Origin of the sequence: Streptomyces sp. NPDC048297, assembly GCF_043201585.1 — a bacterium.
Classification (GTDB): domain Bacteria; phylum Actinomycetota; class Actinomycetes; order Streptomycetales; family Streptomycetaceae; genus Streptomyces.
The window spans coordinates 120,099-145,859 of sequence record NZ_JBICZA010000007.1; the positions used below are offsets into that span (position 1 = coordinate 120,099).

The window sequence follows — 25,761 nt, forward strand, 5'->3', positions numbered from 1 at the left end:
GTCACGGGGGCCTCGTGGAGTGCCCGGGAGAGGCTCAGCCCTTGCGGGCCTTGACCTCCTCGGTCAGCTGCGGGACGACGTCGAACAGGTCGCCGACGACGCCGTAGTCGACCAGCTCGAAGATCGGGGCCTCGGGGTCCTTGTTGACCGCGACGATGGTCTTCGAGGTCTGCATGCCGGCACGGTGCTGGATCGCGCCCGAGATGCCGTTCGCGATGTACAGCTGCGGCGAGACCGACTTACCGGTCTGGCCGACCTGGTTGGTGTGCGGGTACCAGCCGGCATCCACCGCGGCGCGCGAGGCGCCGACGGCCGCGCCGAGGGAGTCGGCGAGGGCCTCGATGATCGAGAAGTTCTCGGCGCCGTTGACACCGCGGCCACCGGAGACCACGATCGCCGCCTCGGTCAGCTCGGGGCGGCCCGTCGACTCACGCGGGGTGCGGGCGGTGACCTTGGTGCCGGTGGCCTTGTCAGAGAAGGTGACGGCCAGCGCCTCGACGGCACCGGCGGCCGGGGCGGCCTCGACGGCGGCGCTGTTCGGCTTGACCGTGATGACCGGGGTGCCCTTGATGACGCGGGACTTGGTGGTGAAGGACGCGGCGAACACCGACTGGGTGGCCACCGGGCCCTCGTCGCCGGCCTCGACGTCGATGGCGTCGGTGATGATGCCGGAGCCGATGCGCAGCGCCAGGCGGGCGGCGACCTCCTTGCCCTCGGCGGAGGACGGGACCAGCACGGCGGCCGGGGAGACGGCCTCGACCGCGGCCTGCAGGGCGTCCACCTTCGGGACGACCAGGTAGTCGGCGTACTCGGACGCCTCGTGGGTGAGGACCTTCACCGCGCCGTGCTCGGCGAGCGTGGCGGCGGTGGTGGCGGCGCCGTTGCCCAGCGCGACGGCGACGGGCTCGCCGATGCGGCGGGCCAGGGTCAGCAGCTCAAGGGTGGGCTTGCGGACGGCGCCGTCCACGTGGTCGACGTAGACGAGGACTTCAGCCATGGGATTTGCTCTCCTGCGTAACGAAGTTGAGGGGCGGTCAGCGGGGCGAGCCCTTAGATGAACTTCTGGCTCGCGAGGAACTCAGCGAGCTGCTTGCCACCCTCGCCCTCGTCCTTGACGATCGTGCCGGCCGTGCGCTCCGGGCGCTTGGCCGCGTCCTCGACCTTGGTGAACGCACCGTCGAGACCGACCTCCTCGGCCTCGATGTCGAGGTCGGACAGGTCCCAGGACTGCACCGGCTTCTTCTTGGCCGCCATGATGCCCTTGAAGGACGGGTAGCGCGCCTCGCCCGACTGGTCGGTCACGGAGATCAGGGCGGGGAGCTGCGCCTCGAGCTGCTCGGAGGCGGCGTCGCCGTCGCGGCGGCCCTTGACCGTGCCGCCCTCGACGGAGACCTCGGAGAGCAGGGTCACCTGCGGGACGCCCAGGCGCTCGGCGACCAGCGCGGGGACGACGCCCATGGTGCCGTCGGTGGAGGCCATGCCGGAGACGACCAGGTCGAAGCCGGCCTTCTCGATCGCCTTGGCCAGCACCAGGGAGGTGCCGATGGCGTCGGTGCCGTGCAGGTCGTCGTCCTCGACGTGGATGGCCTTGTCGGCACCCATCGAGAGGGCCTTGCGGAGCGCGTCCTTGGCGTCCTCGGGGCCCACGGTCAGGACGGTGACCTCGGCGTCGTCCGCGTCCTCCGCGATCTGGAGGGCCTGCTCGACGGCGTACTCGTCCAGCTCGGAGAGCAGACCGTCCACGTCGTCGCGGTCGACAGTCAGGTCATCGGCGAAGTGCCGGTCGCCAGTGGCGTCGGGCACGTACTTCACAGTGACAACGATCCTCAAGCTCACGCCGGCTCTCCTACTGCAATCGTCATTTCCGGGCTGCCTCTTGGAGGCAGCATAGGTGCCTCGATCAATCGGCCGATCCCCACGACCGGGCGTCCATCCGCCCGGTCGAATATTACTCACCAGTACACCCAGTTCGTGCCCACTAAGCAAGCGCTTTGAACTGTGACCTCTGCAACGCAGCGTAACCGTAACCGGGCGGCTCCGCAGGACGACGGGGCGTGATCAATCCCGCAGTCCGCCGAAGCGTCCCTGGTGGTAGAGGAGCGGCCGGCCCACGCCGGTCGGGTCACCGAGGACCACCTCGGCGAGCACGATCCGGTGGTCCCCGGCCGGGACGCGGCCGACCACGCGGCAGACCAGCCAGGCGAGCACGCCGTCCAGGACGGGTACGCCTTCCGGGCCCTCGCGCCAGGCGGTGGGCGCGCCGAACCGGTCGGCCCCGCTGCGGGCGAAGGTGGCGGCCAGATCGCTCTGGTGCTCGCCGAGTATGTGGACGCCGACGTGCTCCGTCTCCGCGATGGCGGGCCAACTGGAGGCGCCGGTGCCGACGCCGAAGGAGACGAGCGGCGGGTCGGCGCAGACGGAGGTGAGGGAGGTGGCGGTGAAACCGACTGGACCGCAGGCGCCGCGCGCGGTGATCACCGCGACACCGGCGGCGTGCCGGCGGAAGGTGGAGCGCAGCAGGCCGGGCGAGGCGGGCTGGAAGGTGCCGAGGTCGGGCATGGCCGTCATGGAGTTGTCCTTCTTCTGGTGAGGGCGACCGGATCCGTGACTGTTCAACAGCCCGGACAGCACGCGCTCGCGGTGCGCACCAGGTCGACGTGGACCCGGCCGAAGAGAAGGAGTTCGATCGGCATACGGTCAGGCTGACGATAGGTGGCGGGTGCAGTCAAGTTCGGTCCGGGATCCGGAAGATGCCTCACCAGGCGCCGGACGACCGCGCACGGCACTCACGCGGCCCCCGCGCGGCCCTCACACGGCCGCCCCGAGCGCCGCGATGACGTCCGCCCTGCGGGGCTGTCCGACGGCGCGCCGCACCACCCGGCCGTCGGCGTCGAGAACCAGCACGGTGGGGGTCTTGACGACGGCCAGTTCGCGTACGAGGTCCAGGTGGGCCTCGGCGTCGATCTCGATGTGGGCGACTCCCGGCACCATCGCGGCGACCTCGTCGAGGACGCGCCGGGTGGCCCGGCAGGGCGCGCAGAAGGCGCTGGAGAACTGCACGAGCGTGGCCCGCTCCCCCAGTTCACCGCCCAGCTCGGCCACTCCGAGCCGCCTGCCCTCGTCGCCGCTCACCCGCGCCCTCCCGCTCACCGCGTCCTCCCGCTCCGCCGCACCACCTGTGCGGTCGTCGTCCGGACAGTAAAGGAACCCTCAGGATCCGGGATCCGAGGCCGGGATGTGGGCCGACGTGACGAGGATCTCGCCGCCACGGGGCACCAGGACTGGCCACCTGTCCGTTCTTCGGGCACCATCTGCGAGACGCCGAAAACCTACGGCCGCGTAACTTCCCGCCGGGAGCCCCCTTTCCCGAGCAGAGCAGAAAGGGTCCGACCCCCCTATGGCAGAGCTGGTCTATCGTCCCGTCGTCGGTTTCGCCAAGACCCTGTTCAAGGTGTGGGACCTCAAGATCGACTGCCAGGGTTCGCAGAACATCCCGCGCGAGGGCGGCGCCGTGCTGGTGAGCAATCACATCAGCTACCTGGACTTCATCTTCGACGGTCTGGCCGCTCTGCCGCAGAAGCGCCTGGTGCGCTTCATGGCCAAGGAGTCCGTCTTCCGGCACAAGGTGTCGGGGCCGCTGATGCGCGGGATGAAGCACATCCCGGTCGACCGCAATCAGGGCGAGGCCGCCTACGCGCACGCGCTGGACTCGCTGCGCTCCGGCGAGGTCATCGGGGTGTTCCCGGAGGCCACGATCTCGCAGTCCTTCACCCTGAAGAGCTTCAAGTCCGGTGCGGCACGCCTCGCCCAGGAAGCCGGCGTCCCGCTGATCCCGGTGGCGCTGTGGGGCACGCAGCGGCTGTGGACCAAGGGACACCCGCGCAACTTCAAGCGCAGCCACACCCCCATCACCGTCCGCGTCGGCGAGGCCGTCGAGGCCCCGCGCGACCAGTACGCGGGAGCGATCACCCGCCGGCTGCGCGAGCGCGTCCAGGAGCTGCTGGACGCCGCCCAGCGCGCCTACCCCGCCCGCCCCAGGAACACCGAGGACTCCTGGTGGCTCCCGGCCCACCTCGGTGGTACGGCACCGACGGTCGAGCAACTGCGCGCGGCCGAGGCCCACTGACACCGGCGAAGGCGCCCTGACACCCGGCGGAAGCACGCCGGGAAGGGGCGCTGTCGCGTTTCAGAGGGTGGTGGGGAGGGTCTCCCAGAGGTGCGGGCGGTCCGGGGCCGCCTTCAGGGCGTCGAGGACGAGCGGATGCGGCGCGGCGTAGAGCGTCGGAAAGTCCAGCTCGCCGGACGCGGGGTCGGGGACCCAGGCCAGCCGCTCCCCGTCGAGGGAGAAGCGGGCGTCGACGCCCGGTTTGTTGCCGCGCGGATCCTGCCGGTGCCAGGCGCCGTTGAAGCGCACGGCGACCAGGCCGTGGACGACGAGGCCGCCCGCGTCGTCGGACAGGCGCTGGTAGCACAGGGCGGTGGGAATGTCCTCGGCGCGCAGCAGTGCGGCGAGGGCGTGGGACTTGGCGTAGCAGATGCCGGTGCGCAGCGCGAGGACGTCGGAGGCGCGCCAGGTCACGCGGAGATCGCCGGAGTCCTGGGAGTGCGGGACAGTGTCGCGCACGAACTCGTACGCGGCACGCGCATACTCATACGAGTCGGCCGCTCCCTTCACCAGGCGGGCGGCCGTTTCGCGGACGATCGGACGATGGTGGTCGATGACCTCGTCAGCGGCCAAGTAGGCGGACAGGTCGGCGTTTTTCTGAATCAGCTCCATGGTCGGCTCCATGGTCGCAGAGCATAGGAATGCGGCCACCCGAGCGTCAATGATTTTTCGGGAGACCGCATACCTATGCACGCCCAGGGGTGCCGGCCGGGTCGGCCGGGCTAGCGGGCCATCTCCTCCTTCACCGCCGCGACGAACGCGTCGACGTCGTCCTCGGTGGTGTCGAAGGAGCACATCCAGCGCACGACGCCGGCCGCCTCGTCCCAGAAGTAGAACCGGAACTTCTTCTGCAGCCGCTCGCTCACCTCGTGGGGGAGCTTGGCGAAAACGCCGTTCGCCTGCACCGGGTAGAGGATCTCCACGCCGTGCACCGCGCGGACGCCCTCGGCCAGCCGCTGCGCCATCTCGTTGGCGTGCCGGGCGTTGCGCAGCCACAGGTCCTTGGCGAGCAACGCCTCCAACTGCACGGAGACGAAACGCATCTTGGAGGCCAGCTGCATGGACATCTTGCGCAGGTGCTTCATCCGGCGCACCGCGTCCTGGTTGATGACCACGACGGCCTCGCCGAACACCGCGCCGTTCTTCGTCCCGCCCAGCGAGAGGATGTCGACGCCGACCGCGTTGGTGAACGTCCGCATGGGGACGTTCAGGGAGGCGGCGGCGTTGGCGATCCGGGAGCCGTCCAGGTGCACCCTCATGCCGTGCGCGTGGGCGTGCTCGCAGATCGCGCGGATCTCCTCGGGCGTGTAGAGCGTGCCCAGCTCCGTGGACTGGGTGATCGACACGACCTGGGGCATGGCACGGTGCTCGTCCTCGAAGCCCCAGGCCTGCCGGTCGATCAGCTCGGGAGTGAGCTTGCCGTCGGGCGTGGGCACGGTGAGCAGCTTGAGGCCGCCCATCCGCTCGGGGGCGCCGCCCTCGTCCACGTTGATGTGGGCGCTCTCGGCGCAGATCACCGCGCCCCAGCGGTCGGTGACCGCCTGGAGCGCGACGACGTTCGCGCCGGTGCCGTTGAAGACCGGGAAGGCCTGCGCGGTCGACCCGAAGTGACTGCGGATGATCCCCTGGAGGTTCTCGGTGTAGTCGTCCTCGCCGTACGCCACCTGATGGCCGCCGTTGGCCAGGGCCAGGGCGGCCATCACCTCCGGATGCGCCCCGGCGTAGTTGTCGCTGGCGAAACCGCGGACCTTCGGGTCGTGATGGCGACGCGCGTCGGTCTTGGCAGGGTTCACGGCTTCTCGGTCAGCCACAGACGGTTTCCGTTCACTTCGGCCGCGGACTCGCTCCAGACACCCACGACGGCCTCGGCCAGGTCCTTGACGTCCGTGAAGCCCGCGAACTTCGCGTTGGGGCGTTCGGCGCGCATCGCGTCGTGGACCAGCGCCTTCACCACCAGAACGGCGGCGGCCGCGCGCGGCCCCTCCTCGCCGCCCTCCTTGCGCAGGCCGTCGGCCATGGCCAGCGTCCAGGCCTCGGCGGCGGCCTTGGCCGCGGAGTACGCGGCGTTGCCCGCGGTGGGCTTGCTCGCACCGGCGGCGCTGATCAGCAGGAAGCGGCCGTTTCCGCTGCGCTGCAGGCCGTCGTAGAAGGCGAGCGAGGTGTTCTGGACGGTGCGGATGAGGAGTTTCTCCAGCAGGTCCCAGTCGGCGAGGTCGGTCTCGCCGAAGTTCGCGCTGCCGCGCCAGCCGCCGACCAGGTGGACCAGGCCGTCGACGCGGCCGTGCTCCTTCTCGATGTGCTCGGCCCAGGCGCGGGTCGAACCGAGGTCGAGCAGGTCCACCGTCTCGCCCGTGACCGTGGCGCCGCCGTTGGCGTAGCGGGCGGCGTCCACGGCCTCCGCGAGGCGGCCCGGGTCGTTGTCCGCGCCGACGACGGTCGCGCCCGCCTCGGCGAGCCGGATCAGGGTCGCGCGCCCGGCGGGTCCGCCCGCTCCGGCGACCGCGACGACGGCGCCACTCAGAACCCCGTTCCCCATGTTGTTCCCCTCTTGATCAGCTTGTTCAGCAGTGCTCTGGACGCTGTCGCTCACGCGGCGAGCCGCTCGGCGCTGTCCGCGGTGATGCCCTTCGTCGATGCGATCACATTCTTCAGCTTCTTGGACAGGGCCTCAAAGAACATGCTGAGCGGAAACTCGTCCGGAAGCACGTCGTCCACGAGCTTGCGCGGCGGCTGGGTCAGGTCCAGGGCGTCCGGGCCCTTGGCCCACTTGGAGCCGGGGTGCGGGGCGAGGTAGCTGGAGACCAGTTCGTAGCCCGCGAACCAGTGCACGAGCTTCGGGCGGTCGATGCCGTCCCGGTACAGCTTCTCGATCTCGGCGCACAGCTGGTTGGTGACCTGCGGGGCGCGCTCCCAGTCGATGGTGAGCTTGTTGTCCGTCCAGCGGATGACGTCGTGCTTGTGCAGGTAGGCGAAGAGCAGCTGGCCGCCGACGCCGTCGTAGTTGCGCACGCGGTCACCGGTGAGCGGGAAGCGGAACATGCGGTCGAAGAGCACCGCGTACTGCACGTCGCGGGCCTGCGGGACGCCGTCCGCCTGGAGCTTCACGGCCTCCTTGAAGGCGGTGAGGTCGCAGCGCAGCTCCTCCAGGCCGTACATCCAGAACGGCTGGCGCTGCTTGATCATGAACGGGTCGAACGGCAGGTCGCCGTGGCTGTGGGTGCGGTCGTGGACCATGTCCCAGAGCACGAAGGCCTCTTCGCAGCGCTTCTGGTCGTGGACCATCGCGGCGATGTCCTCGGGCAGCTCAAGGCCCAGGATCTCGACGGCCGCGCCGGTGACCCGGCGGAAGCGGGCGGCCTCGCGGTCACAGAAGATGCCACCCCAGGAGAAACGTTCCGGCGCCTCGCGCACGGCGATGGTCTCCGGGAAGAGGACGGCCGAGTTGGTGTCGTAGCCGGCCGTGAAGTCCTCGAAGGTGATGCCGCAGAACAGCGGGTTGTCGTAGCGGGTGCGCTCCAGCTCGGCGAGCCACTCGGGCCACACCATGCGCAGCACGACCGCCTCCAGGTTGCGGTCCGGGTTGCCGTTCTGCGTGTACATGGGGAAGACCACCAGGTGCTGCAGGCCGTCCGCGCGGCCCGCCGCGGGCTGGAAGGCCAGCAGGGAGTCCAGGAAGTCCGGCACCTCGAAGCCGCCCTCGGCCCAGCGGCGCAGGTCCCGCACCAGAGCCTCGTGGTAGGCGGCGTCGTGCGGCAGCAGCGGGGAGATCCGCTCGACCGACTCGACGACACGGCGCACCGTGTCCTCGGCCTCGGCCCGCTCCGGGGCACCCTCGGCCGCGAAGTCGATCGACCCGTCCGGGGACTGCCATGGCCGGATCTGTTCCACGGCACTCTTGAGCACCGGCCAGGCCGGGTGCTCGACCACCCTGGTCAGCGAAGGAACCTGCTCCTCCATAGCCGCCTGCACAAGAATTTCCGTCATGCCCCATCCTCCACGGGAGAACCTCACGTAAGGACACCGTATGCATACCCCCTTTCGCACAGCAAGAGGGGGATCGGGAAATTATTCTGTCGGATCGCATGGTCACCGACATTTTTCCTGCGCGATACCCGGACGGCGCTCACTTACCTCCCGGACATGGGGGTCATGGCGACAGATGACGCGGCGATCAGATCCAGCCGGTCAATGACGGCAGGACTCGCCCACGCCCGGGTGACGGCGGGACGGGCAGGAGCCAGGCACGGGGCGGGCCGTACCGGGATCCCCCGGCGCAGGTGCGGGTCCATCCCCGGACCCGGCCATTAGGCTGCGACCCTGCCGTGCGGACGACGACGCCCGTCGGGTCCGCGGGGCGCCGAGCCGCCGTCGACGGAAGCGAGTTGAACCTTGAACTTCCTTACCATCGGTCACCGCGGGGTCATGGGTGTCGAGCCCGAGAACACCCTTCGTTCCTTCGTCGCCGCGCAGCAGGCCGGCCTCGACCTGATCGAACTCGATCTGCATCTGAGCAAGGACGGCGCCCTGGTCGTCATGCACGACGCGGAGGTGGACCGCACGACCGACGGCACCGGGCCGATCGCCGAGAAGACCCTCTCCGAACTGCGTGCCCTGGACGCGGGCCGCGGGGAGCGGGTGCCGGTGTTCGAGGAGGTCCTGGACGCGGTGCGCTCCCCGCTGCAGGCGGAGATCAAGGACGTGGCGGCGGCCCGCGCGCTGGCCGAGGTCATGCACCGCCGGGACCTGGTCTCGCGGGTGGAGGTGTCCTCGTTCCACGACGAGGCGATCGCCGAGATCGCCCGGCTGGTGCCGGGCGTCCGCACCGCCCTGATCGCGAGCCGGTACGGCACCGACGTGGTGGAGCGCGCGACCGAGGTGGGCGCCTCGGCCCTCTGCCTCAACATCCGCCGGGTGACCCTGGAGGTCGTCGAGCACGCGCGCGCGGCCGACCTCAGGATCCTCGGCTGGGTGGTCAACACGCAGGACGATCTGCGACTGGTGCGCGCCCTGCAGCTGGACGGCGCGACGACCGACTACCCGGAGATCAAACGCACCGGCCGCTTCACCGCGTGAAGCGCACAGCAGTTCGCCGCGCGAGGCTCACACCGGTGCACCGCGTGAAGCTCGTACCAGCTCACGGCGTGTAGCTCCTACCAGTTCACCGTGTGAAGCTCACACCAGTGGCTTGACCAGCAGCTCGAACTGCAGGTCGTCGCGCTGCGGGACACCGGCGCGCTCGTCGCCGTACGGGAACGGCGTCATCTTGCCCGTACGGCCGTAGCCGCGGCGCTCGTACCAGGCGATCAGGTCGTCGCGGACCGAGATCACCGTCATGTGCATCTCGGTGACGCCCCAGGTCTGACCGGCCTGCCGCTCCGCCTCCGCCAGCACCGTCTTGCCGAGGCCCGCGCCCTGGAGAGCGGGGCTGACCGCGAACATGCCGAAGTAGGCGTGGTCGCCGCGGTGTTCGAGCTGGCAGCAGGCGACGATCCGCCCGTCCTGCTCGACGGTCAGCAGCCTGCTGTCCGGCGACTTGACGACCTCGAGCACGCCCTCGCGATCGGTGCGCTGCCCCTCGATGATGTCCGCCTCGGTGGTCCATCCGGCCCGGCTGGAGTCGCCCCGGTACGCGGACTCGACCAGCGCGACGAGGGCGTCCACGTCGGCGTCGGTGGCGTCCCGGAAGGCCGGTGCGGCGGCGGTGCTGTCCATGGGGATGATCTCCGATCTCGGGCGCGGCTGAACCAGGGTCGAGGGTATCTGTGCCATTAGGCTCCGGACGCATGGTGCACGTACTCGGCAGCCGGACACTGGTCCGCCCCACGGACCCCGAACGTTCCCGCGCCTTCTACGGGGAGCGGCTGGGCCTCGCCGTCTACCGCGACTTCGGTGCCGGCAAGGAGCGCGGGACGGTCTACTTCCTCGGCGGCGGCTTCCTGGAGATCTCCGGCCGCTCCGACGCCCCGCCGTCGCCCAGGGTGCGGCTGTGGCTCCAGGTCGAGGACGTCACCGCCGCGCAGGAGGAACTGCGGGCGAAGGGCGTCGAGATCGTACGGCCGCCGGTCAAGGAGCCGTGGGGGCTCGTCGAGATGTGGATCTCCGACCCGGACGGCATCCCGATCGTGCTGGTGGAGGTCCCGGCGGACCATCCGCTGCGGTACCGGCCCGCCTTCTGACGGGCTTCCGGATGGCCGCTGTCAGTGGGCGGGACTAGCGTGCCAAGAGGGTTTCCGCCGGTGCGCGGAGTCCTCTGCCCGCGTCGCCGCATCCGGAGGGAACCGAGATGAAGTTCGACAAGCCCGTGCTCGGCGGACCGTGCTGGACCGAGCTGGGCACCTCCGACCTGGAGGGTGCCAAGCGGTTCTACACCGACCTGTTCGGCTGGCGGCCGGAGACGGATCCGCGGCCGGAAGCGGGCGGATACACGACGGCGCACGTCGGGGACGCGGCGGTCGCCGCCCTCAGCCCGCTGTACCAGGAGTCCCAACCGGTCGCCTGGAACGTGTCGTTCGCGGTGGCGGACGCCGACGACGCGGCACGGCGGGTGACGGAGGCCGGGGGCAGCGTGCTCCTCGGCCCGATGGACATCTTCGACGTCGGCCGCTTCGCGGTGGCCCTGGACCCGGCCGGCGCCGCCTTCCAGCTGTGGCAGGCCCGCGCCTTCCCGGGCGCCGGGCTGTTCAACGCGCCCGGCACGCTCGGCTGGGTGGAGCTGGCGACCCGTGACACCGACCGGGCCCGGGACTTCTACACCACGGTCTTCGGCTGGAGCGTCAACGCCTCGCAGTGGTACACGCAGTGGGGCCTGGACGGGGAGGACTTCGGCGGGATGGCCGCCATGGGCGAGCGGTTCCCGCCCGAGGTGCCGCCGCACTGGATGCCGTACTTCGCGGTGGAGGACGTGGACGCGGCGGCGGAGGTCGCCGTGCGGGCGGGGGGCGCCGTCGTCCTGGCCCCCACGGCGGTGGGGGACGTCCGGCGCATCGCCGTGCTGCGCGACCCGCAGGGGGCGGCGTTCGGCGTCTACGCGGGCCCGGAGGACTGACCTCACGCGCGCAGAGCGCTCATGCGGCCTTCCAGCCCGCCGAGCAGGGCCCCGAGCAGGGCGGCCAGCTCACCCTGGCCGCCGGGGTCGAGGATGGACAGCACCGCCGTCTCGTAGGCGAGCTGCTCGGGGAGGATGCCGTCCACGAGGTCGCGGCCGGCGTCGGTCAGGCGCAGGTGGGCGACGCGGCGGTCCCGGGTGTCCCCGCGTCGCTCGACCAGTCCGCGTTCGCTCAGGTGCTTGAGCCGCTTGGTGACGGCGGCTCCGGAGGAGAAGGTCTCCCGGGCCAGGTCCCCGGGGGTCAGCTCGTGGCCGGTCCGGCGCAGCGCGCCGAGCAGGTCGAACTCCGGGCGGCTGAGACCGGCCCGGCGCAGCGGGGCGTCCTCGGCCTGCTGGAGGAGGGCGGCGCAGCGGTTGATGCGCCCGATGACCTCCATCGGCCCGGTGTCGAGACCTGGGTGCACGGCCCGCCACTGCCCGACCACGGCGGCGACGGTGTCACCGTGCGCGCCGGACTGCCCGGCCGGCGCCGGTGCCGTGCGCTCCGCGGGGTCGGCGTTGTCGGCGTTGTCGGCGGGCCCGGAGTTCTCAGGGTGCCCGGCGGGCCTGGCGTTCTCCGGGTGCCCGGCGGACCTGGTGTGCTTGGCGTTCTCGGCGTCGTCTTCGGCGTGCTCGGCAGGCCCCGCGTTTTCAGCGTGCTCGGCGGGCCCCGCGTTTTCAGCGTGCCCTGCGTGCCCCGCGTTTTCAGCGTGCTCGGCGGGCCCCGCGTTTTCAGCGTGCCCTGCGTGCCTGGCGTTGTCGGCGTGCCCGGCGGGCTCGGCGATGTCGGCAGGCTCGGCGTTCTCAGCGTGCCCTGCGTGCCCGGCAGGCTCGGCGTCGTCGGAGGGCCCGGGGTTCCCAGCGAGCCCAGCAGGCTCGGCGTCGGTGTCGCCGCTCGGCCCTGCCGTCTGCGCGTCGGCGGGCTCGGCGTTCTCGGCGCCCGCACCCCCCGGCCGCTCCCCCGCCCCGCCCTTCGCCGCGTCGCCCCCGGCCCCGGCTCCCGGCCGCCCGTTCGTCGCCGTCATGGCCGTGTGCCCTCCGTCGTCCTGCCCGTGTCCTGCGCCAGGGGTACGAGGCCCTGGCGTCGTACCGTCGCGGCGAGCGTACGGTGTCCGGCCTGCTCGGCGAGGACGACCCGCTCCGTGGGCAGGGCGCGCTGCCACCACTCGCCGGACGCGGCGTCGGTCGTGTCCCGCAGCTCGACCAGGGCGGCGGCGAGGGCACGGCGGGCGGTGTCCAGGGCGCCGGGCGCGGGACGGGGCTCGGCGAGGAGCCGCGCGGCGTGTTCGCGGGCACGGCCGACGGCGGTCAGCGCGTGCTCGATACGGCCGCCCGCGCGCCGGTTGGTGACGACGACGGCCGCGACGAAGCCGACCAGCGCGCCGATCAGGGTGTCCGCGACCCGCTCCGTGATCAGCCGGCCGGGATCCTGGGTGCGGGCGAACTCGGTGATGAGCAGGGCCATCGGCGTGACGCAGACGCTGCCCAGCCAGTAGTTGCGGCCGATCAGCGCCTCGGCGCCGAAGTTGAGGGCGAGACAGCACAGCACCACGGCGGCCGGGTGGAGATGGGCGAGCGGGACGACCGCGGCGAAGACGAGGACACCGACAAGGTTGCCGACGACGCGCTGGACGCCCCGGCTCCAGGTGAGGGTGACGTTGGCCTGGTACAGGGAGGCCGCGGTGACGAGGGCCCAGTAGGGGCGGCCGGCACCGAGGGCCAGGGAGACGTACCCGGCGAGGGCGCAGCCGATCGCCGTACGGACGGCGATGGGGGCCAGTGGGGCGAGACGGCTGCGCAACGGGCGGCGCGGGAGGGCGAGCTCCACGTCCACGCCGAGCAGTTCCTCGGACGTGCCCCGGAGGGAGCCCGCCTCCGGGACGGGGCCGGTGCCGCGCAGTGCGCGGGCCCAGGCCCTCAGCCGCCCAGGATCGGTGTCGGCGGGGGCGGCGAGGGCGACCTCGGCGCGGACGAGGAGCCGTTCAAGGGCGCGGCGGGTGTGATCGGGGCGGGCGCCGGCGGCGAGCAGGGACTGCCAGGCGGTGTGCACGGCGGCGGCCGTGGCGGCGCGGGCGCGGACATGGCCGTCGCCGGTGCCGCGCGTCTGCGCGTACGCGGCGGCAGCGTTCAGGGCCTGGGCGGTGGCGCGGCGCTCGGGGCCGTGCGGCCGCAGCAGTGCGGGCGCCATCCCGACGAGCCAGGCCCAGGCGCCCGCCGCCAGGGCCAGACCCACGTGGCCGGGCACCTGGCCCAGGGTCTGCGGCGCGAACAGCGAGGCGGAACTGATGAACGCGAGCACCACGTGCGCGGGCGGTCCGAGGCGGGTGGCGTCGCACACCGCCTTCTGCACCGCCGCCATGAGGGCGCCGACGGTGACCAGCACGACGGCGTCGGACGTGAGCGACGCGGCGACCAGGGCGACGGCCAGGCCGCCGACCATGCCGAGCACCACCCAGGCGAGGGCGCGGGCCCGTGCGGCGTAGGGCCGGTTGTGGGCGTACATCGCGCACAGGGACCCGGCCATCGTGTACATGGCCAGATCGAGGCGTCCGAGGGCCAGCAGGATCAGGTTGGGCGGGGCGGCCGAGGCGACCGCGCTGAGCGCGGGCTTGAACCAGATGTCCGAGGGCCGGCCGAGGCGGAGCACCCCGGCGAGGGGAAGCCGATGGGGGGTCGCACTGCTCATACCCATCAATTTAGCATGTGTTTTACTCGTAAAACACCCTCACCGACACCGGCACCCTCCCTGCTCACGGCCTGTGCTCCGGCAAATGCTCCCCGTGTACATCCTTGCGCTCGCGTGCGCGCCGCGTGCCGTGGGCATCGCACCTTCAGGCGACCGACCGTCGAGCGGGGGGGGTGGTGTGCGTGCACGGACCGGTTGCGGCGGCGTGGCTGTTGGTCGCGCTGTGCGCGGCGACCGGCGCCTACTGCCTGCTGCGCATGCGCAGCGGTGTCGAGGAGCAGCGCCGCGCCGCGGGCGGCGAGGCGCTCATGGGCTTCGGCATGGCCGCGATGGCCGTACCCGCCGCGGTGTTCGCACCGCCGCGCTGGGCGTGGCCGGTGTACGCCGCCGTGTTCGGCGCCGCCGCGCTGCGCGCGCTGTGGACGGCACGCGCGGGCGGCCATCATCTGCACCATCTGATCGGAACCTCGGCAATGGTCTACATGGCCCTCGCCATGGCCGTCTCCTCCGCTTCCTCCGGTTCCCCTGGCGCCCCCGCCTCGCACCACCACGCGCACGGCGGGACCGGTGTGCCGCTGCTGACCGGCGCGCTGCTGCTCTACTTCACCGGCTATGTGCTGCTGACCGGCGCCCGCCTGGTGCCCGCCGCGGCGACGGGAAGCGTGGGGGCGACGGGAGGCATGGGGGCGACAGGCACCACCGGGCCACCTGGGACCACGGGGGCTGCGGGTGGCCCGGGGGCGATGCGCTGGGGGGACCGTCCGGAACTGGCGCGGGCCTGCCGACTGTCGATGGGGATCGGCATGGTCGCGATGCTCCTGACGATGTGATGGCCGGAACGCCCCCTCGAAACACAGGCTGTCGCGGGTCTCGGCGAGTTGGCGGGGCGGTGGCGCGGCACGCACTAGAGTCCCCGCGCATGACTGCTGTGTTGTTCGACTTCTCGGGCACCCTGTTCCGCGTCGAGTCCACCGAGTCCTGGCTGCGTGCCGTCCTCAAGGAGACGGGCACCGCCCTCCCCGAACCCGAACTGACCCGAACGGCGACGGCGTTGGAGGTGGCCGGGGCGTTGCCAGGCGGAGCGAATCCACTGGAGGTGCCGGAGGACCTCGCCGAGTTGTGGACGGTGCGGGACAAGAGCCCCGCGCTGCACCGGGCCGCCTACACCGGCCTGTCCCGGCGCGTGCCACTCCCCGACCCGGCCCTGCACGACGCGCTGTACGAGCGGCACAAGTCCCCCTCCGCCTGGGCCCCGTACCCGGACGCTGCCGAGGTGCTGCGCACGCTGCGCGGACGCGGGATCCGGGTCGGCGTCGTCAGCAACATCGGCTGGGACCTGCGTCCGGTCTTCCGCGAACACGGTCTGGACGCCAACGTGGACGCGTACACGCTGTCGTACGAACACGGCGTGCAGAAGCCGGACCCGCGGCTCTTCTCGGCGGCCTGCGCGCAGGTGGGTGCCGACCCCCGGGAGGTGCTGATGGTCGGCGACAGCAGGCCGGCCGACGGTGGCGCGGCTGCCCTGGGGTGCCGCGTGCACTTCGTGGACCATCTGCCGGTGGCCCAGCGTCCGGACGCGCTGTTGCCGGTGCTGGATCTGGTGGGATGAGCCCATCAGATGAACGCGTCGGACGAGCGCGTCAGATAAGCGCATCCAGACCGATGCGCATCGGAGAGCAGCTCGGACGAGCGCATCCGATGCGCGCTGCCCAATGCCGTCCGTCTGAGACGATCCCCCGCGTCGCCCCAGACGGACGGCAGCCTTGAGCAGGCTCCCACGCACAGCGGTGCCTGATGCGTTGAGTATAGTTGGCTGACAGCCAGTCAACGCAGGAGTTCAAGGATGTCCCCGCGGAGCGCCTCGGTCAATGAAGAGTTGCGACGACGTTCCCGGGAGCGGCTGCTGCAGGCAGCGCTCGAACTCGTCGGTGAGCGCGGATTCGAGGCCACCACGCTGGGCGCGATCGCGGACCGCGCCGGTTCGGCGCGCGGACTGGTGTCCTACTACTTCCCCGGCAAGCGCCAGTTGGTGCAGTCCGCCGTGCACCGGGTGATGCACTGCACGCTGGAGGATGCGCTGGAGCAGGAGCCGCGCACCGACGACGGCCGGGAGCGGCTGGCGCGGGCCATCGACGCGATCCTGGGCCTGGCCCGGGACCAGCCGGTGCTCATGCGGCAGCACATGGCGGGGCTGCTCCAGGCCGAGGGCTTCGTGCAGTGCCCGGAACAGCGGCGACTCGCGGAACTGCTCGGCGACACCGTCGCCCGCTACGGCTCCGACAGCGTGACGGCCGACTATCCGATGCTGCGGGCGCTGCTGATGGGAGCGGTGTACGCGGCGCTGGTTCCGGGGGTTCCGATGCCCGTCCCGGTCCTGCGGTCGGAGCTGTTCGAGCGGTACGGGCTCGACTGGGACATGGGCGTCCCGCCGGAGAGCGGCACGGACGCGGAGGCGCGGCAGCAGGAGCAGGATCTGTCGCGGTTCTTCGCGACCGGGGAGCGGACCGAGGGACGGCCGGAGGAGCGGACTGCGGCGCAGGCCGAGTAGCGGACCGCTGCAGGGGCCGACGAACGGACCGGGTGAGCGTGGCGGGTGCCTCTCGGGTGGCGGCTCGCCGATCCGTGGCGTAACCGCGCGATCACCCTCCATCAGGGCGGACACGCGTCCGTGTCACCGGCCGGTCGCTGCACCGGCGGGCCCGCCGGTGCCATGCTGGAGCCGTCAGGCACACTCTCCAGCTGCCCCTGGGGTGAGGAGTACCGCCGTGCTGCGTGTCGCCGTCGTCGGCTCCGGGCCGAGCGGGTGCTACACCGCCCAGAGTCTGGTCCAGCGGGATCCCGACGTACAGGTCGACGTCCTGGACCGGCTGCCCTGCCCGTACGGCCTGGTGCGCTACGGCGTGGCTCCGGACCACGAGAAGATCAAGTCCCTGCAGAACAACCTGCGGACCGTGCTGGAGCACGACCGGGTGCGGTTCCTCGGCGGGGTCGCGGTGGGCGGGCCGCGCGGGATTCCCGTGAAGCGGCTCCGGGAGCTGTACCACGCGGTCGTGTACTGCGTGGGAGCCGCCACCGACCGCCGGCTCGGCATCCCGGGCGAGCATCTGACGGGCAGCTGGTCGGCGACGGAGTTCGTGTCCTGGTACAGCGCGCATCCGGACGCCGTGGACGAGGGCTTCCTGCGCGGGGTGCGGTCCGCGGTGGTCATAGGGCTGGGCAACGTGGCGGTGGACGTCACACGGATGCTGGTCCGCGGCGTGGGCGAGCTGCGTCCGACGGACATGCCGCAGGGCGCCCTGGACGCGCTGGCGGCCAGCGGGGTCACCGACGTCCACATGGTGGGCCGGCGCGGCCCCACGCAGGCCCGCTTCACCACCAAGGAGCTGCGCGAGCTTGGCGGTCTGCCCGGCACCGAAGTCATCGTCGATCCGCGGGAGTTGGCGCTCGATCCGGCCTTCGCCGAGCCGTCGGCGCTGTCCGCGCTGCCTGCGGTGCAGCGCCGCAACGCGGAGGTGCTGCGCGACTGGGCGGCTGCTCCGCCCCGGGAGGTGGACCGCCGGATCAGGATGCGGTTCTTCCTGCGTCCGGTGGAAGTGCTCGGGCAGGACGGGCGGGTGGCCGGCGTGCGCTTCGAGCGGACGGCACCGGACGGGCACGGCGGCGTGACGGGCACCGGCCGGTTCGAGGAGGTGCCCGCGCAGTTGGTGCTGCGCTCGGTGGGCTATCGCGGAGTGCCGCTGGAGGGGCTGCCGTTCGACGCGACGCGCGGCACGGTGCCGCACCTGGAGGGCCGGATCGTGCGCGACGGCGTCGCCTCCCCCGGTGAGTACGTCGCCGGCTGGATCAAGCGCGGCCCGACCGGCGTCATCGGCACCAACCGGCCGTGCGCCAAGGAGACGGTCACCTCCCTGCTCGCGGACGCGCCCGCGCTCGCGTCCCAGCAGGTGCCGGAGGACCCGCTCCCGGCCCTGAGGGCGGCCGGGATCGAGCCGGTGCCGTGGCAGGGCTGGCTGGCCATCGAGCGCGCCGAGGCCGACCTGGGCGCCCGCCTGGGCCGCAACGTGGTCAAACTGGCGAACTGGGACGCGCTGCTGGGAGCGGCGAGGTCGGGGTAAGGGCGGTCGGCGTAGGGCGGTCGGGGTGGTGCGGTCCGCTTGGTGAGGGCGGACGGGGGTGGGCCGATCGGTGCGGGGGGATTGGTGCGGGGGGCGTCGCGCCGTCGGCCTCGTATGGGCGGTGATGGGCGGTGCGGCGTCCGCGGCATGGCGCGGTCGCGGTCGACATGTCGGCGCCGTGCAGTGGGCATGGGGCGCCGCTTCGTCGGCGTGGCGCCGCGGGCACAACGAGGGCGACGGGGCGCCGTCGGCACAGCGCGGTGGACGGGGCGTCGTCGGCCTCGTGCGTGATCAGTCCTCGCTCCTCCGCAACCCCACGGATGTGGCCAGCTCCGTCTGGTAGTCGGCGTACGCCGTCCGCAGTGCCTCGCCGGGCCAGTCGGGGGGCAGGAGGGCGGGGGGCAGGACCGGGTCGGTGAGGAGGTGGCGGACGGCCGCGGCGAAGGAGGTGAGGCGGTCGGCGGGGTGGCGGGAGGCGGCCACGCGAGTGAGCACGGTCCGGGCGGTGGCCGACCAGGTGTCCAGCGGCCACAGGCCGGCGACGAGGTCCTGCGGGGAGCCGTCGGGGCGGGCGGTGTACGACTGGACCACGCGCCGCAGTTCGTCGGGCAGGGGCCGGTCGAGGTTGGCGGGGCGCAGCCACACGCCCTCGCGGAGTTCGGCCAGGCGCAGGCCGGTCAGCCGGGTGCGCAGGTCGGCGCGTTCGGCGGGGCCTCGGCCCGTCGCCGTGATCACGACCATCTCCCAGTCACCGTCCCACGCGCGCGTGCGCGGGTGCACGGCCTCGTCCTGGCGGACCTGGCGCGCCAGCAGCCGCTCGCTGAGTCCGTAGACGGCGTCGGTGCGCCGGAGGTCGCCGGAGGCCACCATCCGGCTCAGCGCGGCCCGCAGCGTGGAGCCGCCCACGCCGAACGGCTCCACCAGCCGGACGAGGTCCTTGACCGGCAGCCTCGGCGGATGCGCGCCGAGCAGCAGGCTCAGGACGACGGACCGCGCGGACAGCGGGCGCAGTCCGGCCGCGGCCTCGTCCGGTTCGGCCGAGAGGTTCATGTGCATGGGCACGTACTGTACGTGCGCCTCCTTGTTGCATCATTGCTACAGCCGCATCGAAGGTGCAACATGGCCGTATGGTCTCGATACCCGCGCAGTCGGTTCAGCCGCAGCACGCCACCCACGACGTCACCAACCAGGCCCCGCCCCTGGCCCCCTACGACGCCTCCGACGACCGGGCCCTGCTGGAGGGGCTGCGCCGGGAGGGCGCCGGCTGGGCCGAGGACGACATCCGGCGACTCGGGCTCCACGCGGGCGGGGCACAGGCCCAGGAGTGGGGTGAGCTGGCCAACCGGCACGAGCCGGAGCTGCGCACCCACGACCGCTACGGCCACCGCGTCGACGAGGTCGAGTTCCACCCCAGCTGGCACCACCTGATGCGCACCGCGGTCGCCGAGGGCCTGGCCGGCGCCCCATGGGCGGACGACCGGCCCGGCGCGCACGTGGTCCGTACCGCGGGCGGGCTGGTGTGGGGGCACACGGAGGCCGGGCACGGCTGTCCGACGTCCATGACGTACGCCGCCGTCCCCGCCCTGCGCGCCACGCCGGAACTGGCCAAGGTCTACGAACCGCTGCTCACCAGCCGCGTGTACGACCCGGAACTGCGCGTGCCCACCGAGAAGCCCGGTCTGCTCGCCGGGATGGGCATGACCGAGAAGCAGGGCGGCTCGGACGTGCGGACGAACACCACCGTGGCCGCGCCGACCGGCGAGCCCGGCGTGTACACCCTGCGCGGGCACAAGTGGTTCACCTCGGCGCCCATGTGCGACGTGTTCCTGGTGCTGGCCCAGGCGCCGGGCGGCCTCTCGTGCTTCCTGGTGCCGCGCGTGCTTCCGGACGGCAGCCGCAACACCTTCCGCATCCAGCGGCTGAAGGACAAGCTCGGCAACCGTTCCAACGCCTCCTCCGAGCCGGAGTTCGACCAGACGGTGGCCTGGCTCGTCGGAGCCGAGGGGCGGGGCGTGAAGACGATCATCGAGATGGTCAACTGCACCCGGCTGGACTGCGTGATGTCCTCGGCGACCCTGATGCGCAAGACGCTCGTCGAGGCGGGTCACCACGCGCGCCACCGCAGCGCGTTCGGCGCCCGGCTGTTCGATCAGCCGCTCATGCGCAACGTCCTGGCGGACCTGGCGCTGGAGTCGGAGGCCGCGACGACGCTCACGCTGCGGCTGGCCGGGGCCGCGGACCGGGCGGTGCGCGGGGACGCCGGGGAGCGGGCTTTCCGGCGCATCGCCACCGCCGTCGGCAAGTACTGGGTGACCAAGCGGGGCCCGGCGTTCACCGCCGAGGCCCTGGAGTGCCTGGGCGGCAACGGGTACGTGGAGGAGTCCGGGATGCCCCGCCACTACCGGGAGGCTCCGCTGCTGTCGATCTGGGAGGGGTCGGGGAACGTCAACGCGCTCGACGTGCTGCGCGCGCTCGGCCGTGACGCGGACACCGCCGACGCCCTGTTCACGGAACTCGCGCTCGCGCGCGGGGCCGACGCGCGGCTGGACTCGGCCGTGGCCGGTCTGAAGGCGCAGTTGGCCGACGCCGACCAGGTGAGCGCCCGCCGGCTGGTCGAGCGGATGGCGCTCGCCCTGCAGGCCTCGCTGCTGGTCCGGCATGCCCCGCACCCGGTCGCGGACGCCTTCTGCGCGACCCGGCTGGGCGGCGACTGGGGACACGCCTTCGGCACGCTGCCCTCCGGGACGGACCTGGACGCGATCCTGGAACGGTCCCTGCCCGAGCGGAACTGAAGCCTGAGCGGTGATCCTTGAGCGGGCCGGCACCTCCGCGCGGTCGGCCCGCTGCTGTTCAGGACACCTGGAGACGACCCGTCGGAGCCGTTCGACGCCGGGGCCCCTGGGGCCCAGAGACCCGGGGGCGGGGCCCAGAGCCCCTGGGACCGGGGGCAGGGGCGGGAGCGGGGCCCGGAGACGCGGGGTCGGGGGTCGGAAGCGGGCGCGGGACCCAGAGACCGGAGGTCGGGGTCGGAGGCGGGGCTCAAGGACCGGAGGTCAGGGGCCGGATCCCGGGGTCTGGAGGCCGGCTCCGGAATCCCGCAGCCGATCATGCCGCTCCCTGTGCCTCGAACCGGGCCCATTCCACGGGCCCACAGCCAGAACCCGAAGACGGCAGGCCGCAGGGCCGGTTGCCGCAACCCGATCCCAGACGCCCAGTCCCCGCCCTCAACCGATCATGCCGCCCCGTGCGCCTCGAACCCGGCCCATTCCACGGCCCTACGACCGAATCCCGCCGGCCGCAGGCCAGTTGCCACAGACCAGTTGCCACAGGCCGCAACCCGGTTGCCGCAACCCGATCTCAGACGCCGAGCCCCGCCCTCAGCCGATCGTGCTGCCCCACTGTGGTCCGAACCGGGCCCATTCCGCGTCCCAGCGGGCCAGGCGCCGGCGTTCCAGGCGTCCGCGCAGGACGAGTCCGCCGACGAAGGGGACCGCACCCGCGCTGACGCCGACGAGGCCGCCCATGAGGGAGGCGCGGAAGCCGGCCTCGGAGGGGGCGGTGGGGCGGGTGACGAGGTGGCCCCGGGGGTCGGTCCAGACGGTGACGGGGGTGCCTGCCTTACTGCCCAGCGGGACGCGCGCCTCACCGGTGTGGACCGAGCCGTCGGGCCGGGTCCAGCGGACCTTGGCCCAGACCCGCTCGGCGACCGGCATCCGCACGGCGGGCCTGCCGGGTGCGCGGCCGAGGACGCGGGCGACGGTGGGACGCCAGGTGGCGCGTTCCGCGGCCAGGCCGCGTTCCACCGACCGGGCCGCCCCGAGCCCGGCGGCCACACCGACCAGGGCGGCCAGCAGCCACGCGCCGAGCACGACCCAGGCCTCCACCACATCGGTCCGGCGCTTGAGCGGATTGCGCCGCCAGCGCCACAGCCACACCTTCCGACCACGGAACGCCTTCAAAGGCATCCTCCCCACGAGCGCACCGACGAGCCGGACCGCCCTCTTGCACGGGCGAGTCCGCCCCACTGCTCAGCCGAGCCTCCTCCCGACGGTCGCACGAGAGACCCCTTCCGCGCAGGCGCATCCGGGGAAAGGGCCGGGCCGATCTCCGCGACAGGCCGAGGACACCTCTGTGACCTGCGGCGATGCCGGCTCTCGGGGTGACTGTCAGTGGTGGGGTGCACACTGGCCGATATCTGACGACTACCTGGACAACGACGTCCCGGAGGTGATCGGCATGACCGAGGTTCTGCTGGCGGTGGGTACCCGCAAGGGCCTCTTTCTCGCGCGACGGCGCGGTGGCATCTGGGAGTTCGACGAGGCTCCCCACTTCAACGCGCAGGCCGTCTATTCGGTCGCGATCGACACCCGCAACGGCACACCGCGCCTGCTCGCGGGCGGTGACAGCGCGCACTGGGGCCCGTCGGTGTTCCACTCCGACGACCTGGGCCGCACATGGACCGAGCCGGCCCGTCCCGCCGTCAAGTTCCCCAAGGACACCGGCGCTTCGCTGGAGCGGGTCTGGCAGCTGCACCCGGCCGCCGCCGAGCCGGACGTGGTGTACGCGGGCACGGAACCGGCCGCGCTGTACCGCTCGGAGGACCGCGGGGAGAGCTTCGAGCTGGTGCGTCCGCTGTGGGAGCACCCGACCCGCTCCCGGTGGGTGCCGGGCGGCGGCGGTGAGGGCATGCACACGGTGCTCACCGACGCACGCGACCCGCAGGCGGTGACCGTGGCCGTCTCCACGGCCGGGGTGTTCCGCACCACCGACGGCGGGGCGAGCTGGGCCCCGTCCAACTCCGGTGTCTCCGCGGCGTTCCTGCCGGAACCGAACCCCGAGTTCGGCCAGTGCGTGCACAAGGTGACCCGGGACGCGGTGAACCCGGACCGGCTGTATCTGCAGAACCACTGGGGCGTGTACCGCAGCGACGACGCGGGTGCGCACTGGACCGACATCGGCGAGGGGCTGCCGTCCACGTTCGGCTTCGCGGTGGCCGCGCATCCGCACCGGGGTGACACGGCCTACCTCTTCCCGATCAACGCGGACAGCGACCGGGTTCCCGCCGGCCACCGCTGCCGGGTCTACCGCACCACCGACGCGGGCGCGCACTGGGAGCCCCTGTCCAAGGGGCTGCCGGAGGACGACCACTACGGCACCGTGCTGCGCGACGCGCTGTGCACGGACGACGCGGATCCGGCCGGTGTCTACTTCGGCAACCGCAACGGCGAGGTGTTCGCCTCGGCCGACGACGGCGACAGCTGGCAGCAGTTGGCCGCGCATCTGCCGGACGTGCTGTGCGTACGGGCGGCGGTGATCGCCTGAGGACTACGACGAGGGGGTGTCGTTCACCAGCAGGATCTTGCCGATGTGGCGGCCCGTGTCCAGCAGCCGGTGTGCCTCGGCGGCCTCGGACATGGGCAGCGTCCGGTCGACGACCTGACGGACCGCTCCGCTCTCGATCATCGGCCATACGTGCTTGCGCACCTCGGCCACGATGGCGGCCTTCTGCTCCGCGGGGCGCGAGCGCAGGGTCGTACCGTGGACGGACTTGCGCTTGAACACCAGGTCGGCGAGGTTGAGTTGGCCTTCGAGGCCGTCCTGGAGGCCGATGACGACGAGGCGCCCGTCGAGGGCCAGGGACTGGACGTTGCGTTCGAGGTACCGGCCGCCCACGACGTCGAGGATCACGTCGTAGGGGCCGTGCACGGTGAAGTCCTCCGTCAGGTGGTCGATCGCCAGGTCGGCGCCGAGTTCCCGGACCACGGCGGCCTTCTCGGGTCCGCCGACGGTGGTGACGACGCGCGCGCCGAGCGCCTTGGCGATCTGGATCGCCATGGTTCCGATGCCGCCGGCCCCGCCGTGCATGAGGAAGGTCTCGCCCTTCTTCAGGTGTCCGGTCATGACGATGTTCGACCACACCGTGGCGACCGCCTCGGGCAGGGCGGCAGCCTCGACCAGGTCGATTCCCCTGGGGATCGTGAGCAACTGGCCTGCTGGGACGGCGACTTTCTGCGCGTAGCCGCCCCCCGCCAGCAGGGCGCAGACCTCGTCGCCCACCTGATGGCCGGTCACTCCCTCGCCGACGGCGCTGATACGGCCGGACACCTCGAGTCCGGGATACGGCGACGCGCCCGGCGGCACCGGGTAGAGGCCCAGCCGCTGGGCGACGTCGGCCCGGTTGAGCGCGCTCGCCACCACGTCGACGACGACCTCGCCGGCCGCCGGCGACGGGTCCTCGACCTCGGTCCATCGCAGGACCTCGGGACCGCCCGGCTCCTTGATCGAAATCGCCTTCATGACACTCCGTCCACACGGCTGAGGGAATGGGTGGCTCGCCAAGGAGCCCGATGTTTACAGTGCACACACTACTGCACACACCAGGGTGCAAAGTATGCGGTGCCAACATTGGGTGACGGGCGGCTCGCTACGGCGAAGAAGGAATCACGGCCGCGCCGGGCTCACCCTCACCCGGCTTCTCCCGACCTCCCCCGCCCCCCGGTCTCACCAGCTCCAGCAGGCGCAGTACGGCCGCGTCCGCCTCCGGGCGGCGCACGGCGACCACGGAGGTCTCCAGTCGGCGCGACGCCCCGCGCAGCGGGACGAGGGCGACTCCGGGGATCGGGAAGCCCTCCCGCAGCAGCTCGGGCCGCAGGCTCACGCACAGCCCGGAGGCGACGTAGCTGAACAGGCTGGAGAGGTCGTCGGCCACCGCGCGGACGCGCGGCGCGAATCCCGCCTCCGCGCAGGCGAGTTGAAGCTGCTGGGCCAAGGTCGGCAGGGCCGCCGCGTCCGGGAGGACGAAGTCGTCGCTGCGGAGATCGGCCAGGTGGATCTCGTCGGCCCCGGCCAGGGGGTGTTCGAGCGGCAGGGCCGCGGCGATGCGCTCGACGGCGAACACCTCACTGACGAGTTCGTCCGACAGGGGCGCGGGACCGCGCAGGAACCCGAGGTCGAGCGCTCCGGAACGGACCATGTCGGCGACCGCGACCGACGAGTCCTGACAAAGATGGATGCGCAGCCCCGGCAGTTCCTGGGCAGCCGAGCGAAGGAGTCCGGGCAGGTAGTGGTGGCTGAGGACACTCACGTACCCCAGCCGGACGTCGCCCTCCAGGCCGCTCGCGATCCTGCGGACGCGCTCGACGGCCGCCGACTGGGCGTTGAGGAGCCGCTGGGCGTCCACCACGAACGCCTCACCCGCCGGGGTCAGGGAGACGCCTCCTGGACCCCGCTCGAACAGCCGCACCCCCAGCCCCCGTTCCAGGCGCTGAATCGACTGGCTGAGCGGTGGCTGGCTCATGACGAGCCGCTCGGCGGCCCGGCCGAATTGCTTCTCGTCGGCCACCACCAGGAACTGTTCCAGCAGCCGTTTCGACAAGCGCGCCGCCAAGCGCGCCGCGCTCATCGGCGGCGGCGTGATCGGCGTCTCCTGGGCCGGTCTCTTCCTCGCCCACGGCATCGAGGTCGTCGTCAGCGACCCGCGCCCCGACATCAGGGATCTCGTCCTCGCGGGCCTGGAGGAGATCACCCCGGCCCTGGCCCAGCTCGGTCTGCCCACCGAGAACCTCACCGCCGGGCTCTCCTTCGAGGCCGACCTCGCCACCGCCGTCGTGCAGGCGGACATCGTCCAGAAGAACGGCCCCGAGCGCCTGGAACTCAAGCGGCGGATCTGGCGGACCGTCGAGGACGCGGCCACCCGCCCACGCGCTGCCGG

General features: G+C 72.3%; 26 protein-coding genes and 1 pseudogene. 11 read left to right on the forward strand and 16 right to left on the reverse strand.

Annotated features, from left to right (window positions below):
• Positions 1-34 precede the first annotated feature (34 nt).
• The 5 genes from ACGFYV_RS10095 to ACGFYV_RS10115 all read right to left on the reverse strand — a co-directional run bounded on the left by ACGFYV_RS10095 (position 35) and on the right by ACGFYV_RS10115 (position 3,150).
• Complete coding sequence (locus tag ACGFYV_RS10095) at positions 35-997, reverse strand: electron transfer flavoprotein subunit alpha/FixB family protein (protein WP_393877887.1); 963 nt, start codon at positions 995-997, stop codon at positions 35-37.
• Between the two features lie 53 nt (positions 998-1,050).
• The gene (locus ACGFYV_RS10100; RefSeq protein ID WP_393877888.1) at positions 1,051-1,836 is read right to left on the reverse strand and encodes an electron transfer flavoprotein subunit beta/FixA family protein; all 786 of its coding nucleotides are present in this window, start codon (positions 1,834-1,836) and stop codon (positions 1,051-1,053) included.
• A 222-nt stretch (positions 1,837-2,058) separates the two neighbouring features.
• On the reverse strand, positions 2,059-2,568 hold the full coding sequence (locus ACGFYV_RS10105; RefSeq protein WP_393877889.1) for a flavin reductase family protein: 510 nt from the start codon (positions 2,566-2,568) through the stop codon (positions 2,059-2,061).
• Positions 2,569-2,612: 44 nt separating this feature from the next.
• The gene (locus ACGFYV_RS10110) at positions 2,613-2,693 is read right to left on the reverse strand and encodes a putative leader peptide (protein WP_393878013.1); all 81 of its coding nucleotides are present in this window, start codon (positions 2,691-2,693) and stop codon (positions 2,613-2,615) included.
• 115 nt (positions 2,694-2,808) lie between these two features.
• A complete protein-coding gene (locus ACGFYV_RS10115; protein ID WP_393877890.1) occupies positions 2,809-3,150 on the reverse strand; it encodes a TlpA family protein disulfide reductase in 342 nt (113 codons plus the stop codon).
• A 247-nt stretch (positions 3,151-3,397) separates the two neighbouring features.
• Here ACGFYV_RS10115 and ACGFYV_RS10120 point away from each other — a divergent pair, with 247 nt between their 5' ends.
• Positions 3,398-4,126, forward strand: a complete 729-nt coding sequence (locus tag ACGFYV_RS10120) for a lysophospholipid acyltransferase family protein (protein ID WP_393877891.1) — start codon at positions 3,398-3,400, stop codon at positions 4,124-4,126.
• Between the two features lie 60 nt (positions 4,127-4,186).
• Here the strand turns inward: ACGFYV_RS10120 and ACGFYV_RS10125 are convergent, their stop codons facing one another.
• The 4 genes from ACGFYV_RS10125 to ACGFYV_RS10140 form a co-directional block, all read right to left on the reverse strand.
• Positions 4,187-4,777: a transglutaminase family protein gene (locus ACGFYV_RS10125; RefSeq protein ID WP_393877892.1), complete on the reverse strand. Its 591-nt coding sequence runs from the start codon at positions 4,775-4,777 to the stop codon at positions 4,187-4,189.
• Between the two features lie 110 nt (positions 4,778-4,887).
• Positions 4,888-5,958, reverse strand: coding sequence for a threonine aldolase family protein (locus tag ACGFYV_RS10130; RefSeq protein ID WP_393877893.1), 1,071 nt, complete (start codon positions 5,956-5,958; stop codon positions 4,888-4,890).
• On the reverse strand, positions 5,955-6,701 hold the full coding sequence (locus tag ACGFYV_RS10135; protein ID WP_393877894.1) for an SDR family NAD(P)-dependent oxidoreductase: 747 nt from the start codon (positions 6,699-6,701) through the stop codon (positions 5,955-5,957). Before ACGFYV_RS10135 ends, ACGFYV_RS10130 begins: the two co-directional genes overlap by 4 nt.
• A 50-nt stretch (positions 6,702-6,751) precedes the next feature.
• Positions 6,752-8,149 carry a DUF6421 family protein gene (locus ACGFYV_RS10140; protein ID WP_393877895.1) on the reverse strand — a complete coding sequence of 466 codons (1,398 nt, stop codon included), beginning with the start codon at positions 8,147-8,149 and terminating at the stop codon, positions 6,752-6,754.
• Positions 8,150-8,554: 405 nt separating this feature from the next.
• On the opposite strand from ACGFYV_RS10140, the gene ACGFYV_RS10145 reads away from it, so the two are divergent.
• Complete coding sequence (locus tag ACGFYV_RS10145) at positions 8,555-9,238, forward strand: glycerophosphodiester phosphodiesterase (protein WP_393877896.1); 684 nt, start codon at positions 8,555-8,557, stop codon at positions 9,236-9,238.
• A gap of 99 nt (positions 9,239-9,337) precedes the next feature.
• Here the strand turns inward: ACGFYV_RS10145 and ACGFYV_RS10150 are convergent, their stop codons facing one another.
• Positions 9,338-9,877 carry a GNAT family N-acetyltransferase gene (locus ACGFYV_RS10150; RefSeq protein ID WP_393877897.1) on the reverse strand — a complete coding sequence of 180 codons (540 nt, stop codon included), beginning with the start codon at positions 9,875-9,877 and terminating at the stop codon, positions 9,338-9,340.
• Positions 9,878-9,948: 71 nt separating this feature from the next.
• Here ACGFYV_RS10150 and ACGFYV_RS10155 point away from each other — a divergent pair, with 71 nt between their 5' ends.
• Together ACGFYV_RS10155 and ACGFYV_RS10160 are read left to right on the forward strand one after the other, a co-directional pair.
• Positions 9,949-10,341 (forward strand): VOC family protein, encoded by a 393-nt coding sequence (locus tag ACGFYV_RS10155; RefSeq protein ID WP_393877898.1) that lies wholly within the window; start codon positions 9,949-9,951, stop codon positions 10,339-10,341.
• A gap of 107 nt (positions 10,342-10,448) precedes the next feature.
• Positions 10,449-11,210: a VOC family protein gene (locus ACGFYV_RS10160; protein WP_393877899.1), complete on the forward strand. Its 762-nt coding sequence runs from the start codon at positions 10,449-10,451 to the stop codon at positions 11,208-11,210.
• Positions 11,211-11,212: 2 nt separating this feature from the next.
• On the opposite strand, the gene ACGFYV_RS10165 is transcribed toward ACGFYV_RS10160, so the two are convergent.
• Both ACGFYV_RS10165 and ACGFYV_RS10170 read right to left on the reverse strand, forming a co-directional pair.
• Positions 11,213-11,695 (reverse strand): MarR family winged helix-turn-helix transcriptional regulator, encoded by a 483-nt coding sequence (locus ACGFYV_RS10165; RefSeq protein WP_393878014.1) that lies wholly within the window; start codon positions 11,693-11,695, stop codon positions 11,213-11,215.
• Between the two features lie 575 nt (positions 11,696-12,270).
• Positions 12,271-13,935 (reverse strand): FUSC family protein, encoded by a 1,665-nt coding sequence (locus ACGFYV_RS10170; protein WP_393877900.1) that lies wholly within the window; start codon positions 13,933-13,935, stop codon positions 12,271-12,273.
• Between the two features lie 182 nt (positions 13,936-14,117).
• On the opposite strand from ACGFYV_RS10170, the gene ACGFYV_RS10175 reads away from it, so the two are divergent.
• The 4 genes from ACGFYV_RS10175 to ACGFYV_RS10190 all read left to right on the forward strand — a co-directional run bounded on the left by ACGFYV_RS10175 (position 14,118) and on the right by ACGFYV_RS10190 (position 18,050).
• Entirely contained in the window at positions 14,118-14,765 is a 648-nt protein-coding gene (locus ACGFYV_RS10175; protein ID WP_393877901.1) for a DUF5134 domain-containing protein, read from the forward strand.
• 89 nt (positions 14,766-14,854) lie between these two features.
• Positions 14,855-15,544, forward strand: a complete 690-nt coding sequence (locus ACGFYV_RS10180; protein ID WP_393877902.1) for an HAD family hydrolase — start codon at positions 14,855-14,857, stop codon at positions 15,542-15,544.
• Positions 15,545-15,778: 234 nt separating this feature from the next.
• Positions 15,779-16,483, forward strand: coding sequence for a TetR/AcrR family transcriptional regulator (locus tag ACGFYV_RS10185; RefSeq protein WP_393877903.1), 705 nt, complete (start codon positions 15,779-15,781; stop codon positions 16,481-16,483).
• A gap of 217 nt (positions 16,484-16,700) precedes the next feature.
• Positions 16,701-18,050, forward strand: coding sequence for an FAD-dependent oxidoreductase (locus ACGFYV_RS10190; protein ID WP_393877904.1), 1,350 nt, complete (start codon positions 16,701-16,703; stop codon positions 18,048-18,050).
• A gap of 291 nt (positions 18,051-18,341) precedes the next feature.
• Here the strand turns inward: ACGFYV_RS10190 and ACGFYV_RS10195 are convergent, their stop codons facing one another.
• Positions 18,342-19,106 (reverse strand): PaaX family transcriptional regulator C-terminal domain-containing protein, encoded by a 765-nt coding sequence (locus ACGFYV_RS10195; protein WP_393877905.1) that lies wholly within the window; start codon positions 19,104-19,106, stop codon positions 18,342-18,344.
• Between the two features lie 71 nt (positions 19,107-19,177).
• Here ACGFYV_RS10195 and ACGFYV_RS10200 point away from each other — a divergent pair, with 71 nt between their 5' ends.
• Positions 19,178-20,842 (forward strand): DNA alkylation response protein, encoded by a 1,665-nt coding sequence (locus tag ACGFYV_RS10200; protein ID WP_393877906.1) that lies wholly within the window; start codon positions 19,178-19,180, stop codon positions 20,840-20,842.
• A 585-nt stretch (positions 20,843-21,427) separates the two neighbouring features.
• Here ACGFYV_RS10200 and ACGFYV_RS10205 read toward each other — a convergent pair.
• Complete coding sequence (locus ACGFYV_RS10205) at positions 21,428-22,015, reverse strand: hypothetical protein (protein WP_393877907.1); 588 nt, start codon at positions 22,013-22,015, stop codon at positions 21,428-21,430.
• Between the two features lie 271 nt (positions 22,016-22,286).
• Here ACGFYV_RS10205 and ACGFYV_RS10210 point away from each other — a divergent pair, with 271 nt between their 5' ends.
• Positions 22,287-23,372: a WD40/YVTN/BNR-like repeat-containing protein gene (locus ACGFYV_RS10210; protein WP_393877908.1), complete on the forward strand. Its 1,086-nt coding sequence runs from the start codon at positions 22,287-22,289 to the stop codon at positions 23,370-23,372.
• Between the two features lie 3 nt (positions 23,373-23,375).
• Here the strand turns inward: ACGFYV_RS10210 and ACGFYV_RS10215 are convergent, their stop codons facing one another.
• Entirely contained in the window at positions 23,376-24,347 is a 972-nt protein-coding gene (locus ACGFYV_RS10215; RefSeq protein ID WP_393877909.1) for an NAD(P)H-quinone oxidoreductase, read from the reverse strand.
• A gap of 127 nt (positions 24,348-24,474) precedes the next feature.
• A complete protein-coding gene (locus tag ACGFYV_RS10220) occupies positions 24,475-25,452 on the reverse strand; it encodes a LysR family transcriptional regulator (RefSeq protein ID WP_393877910.1) in 978 nt (325 codons plus the stop codon).
• Here ACGFYV_RS10220 and ACGFYV_RS10225 point away from each other — a divergent pair.
• A pseudogene (locus tag ACGFYV_RS10225) lies at positions 25,346-25,681 on the forward strand (3-hydroxyacyl-CoA dehydrogenase NAD-binding domain-containing protein); the annotation flags it as partial. The gene ACGFYV_RS10220 and the pseudogene ACGFYV_RS10225 sit on opposite strands and share 107 nt — an antisense overlap.
• Positions 25,682-25,761 lie beyond the last annotated feature (80 nt).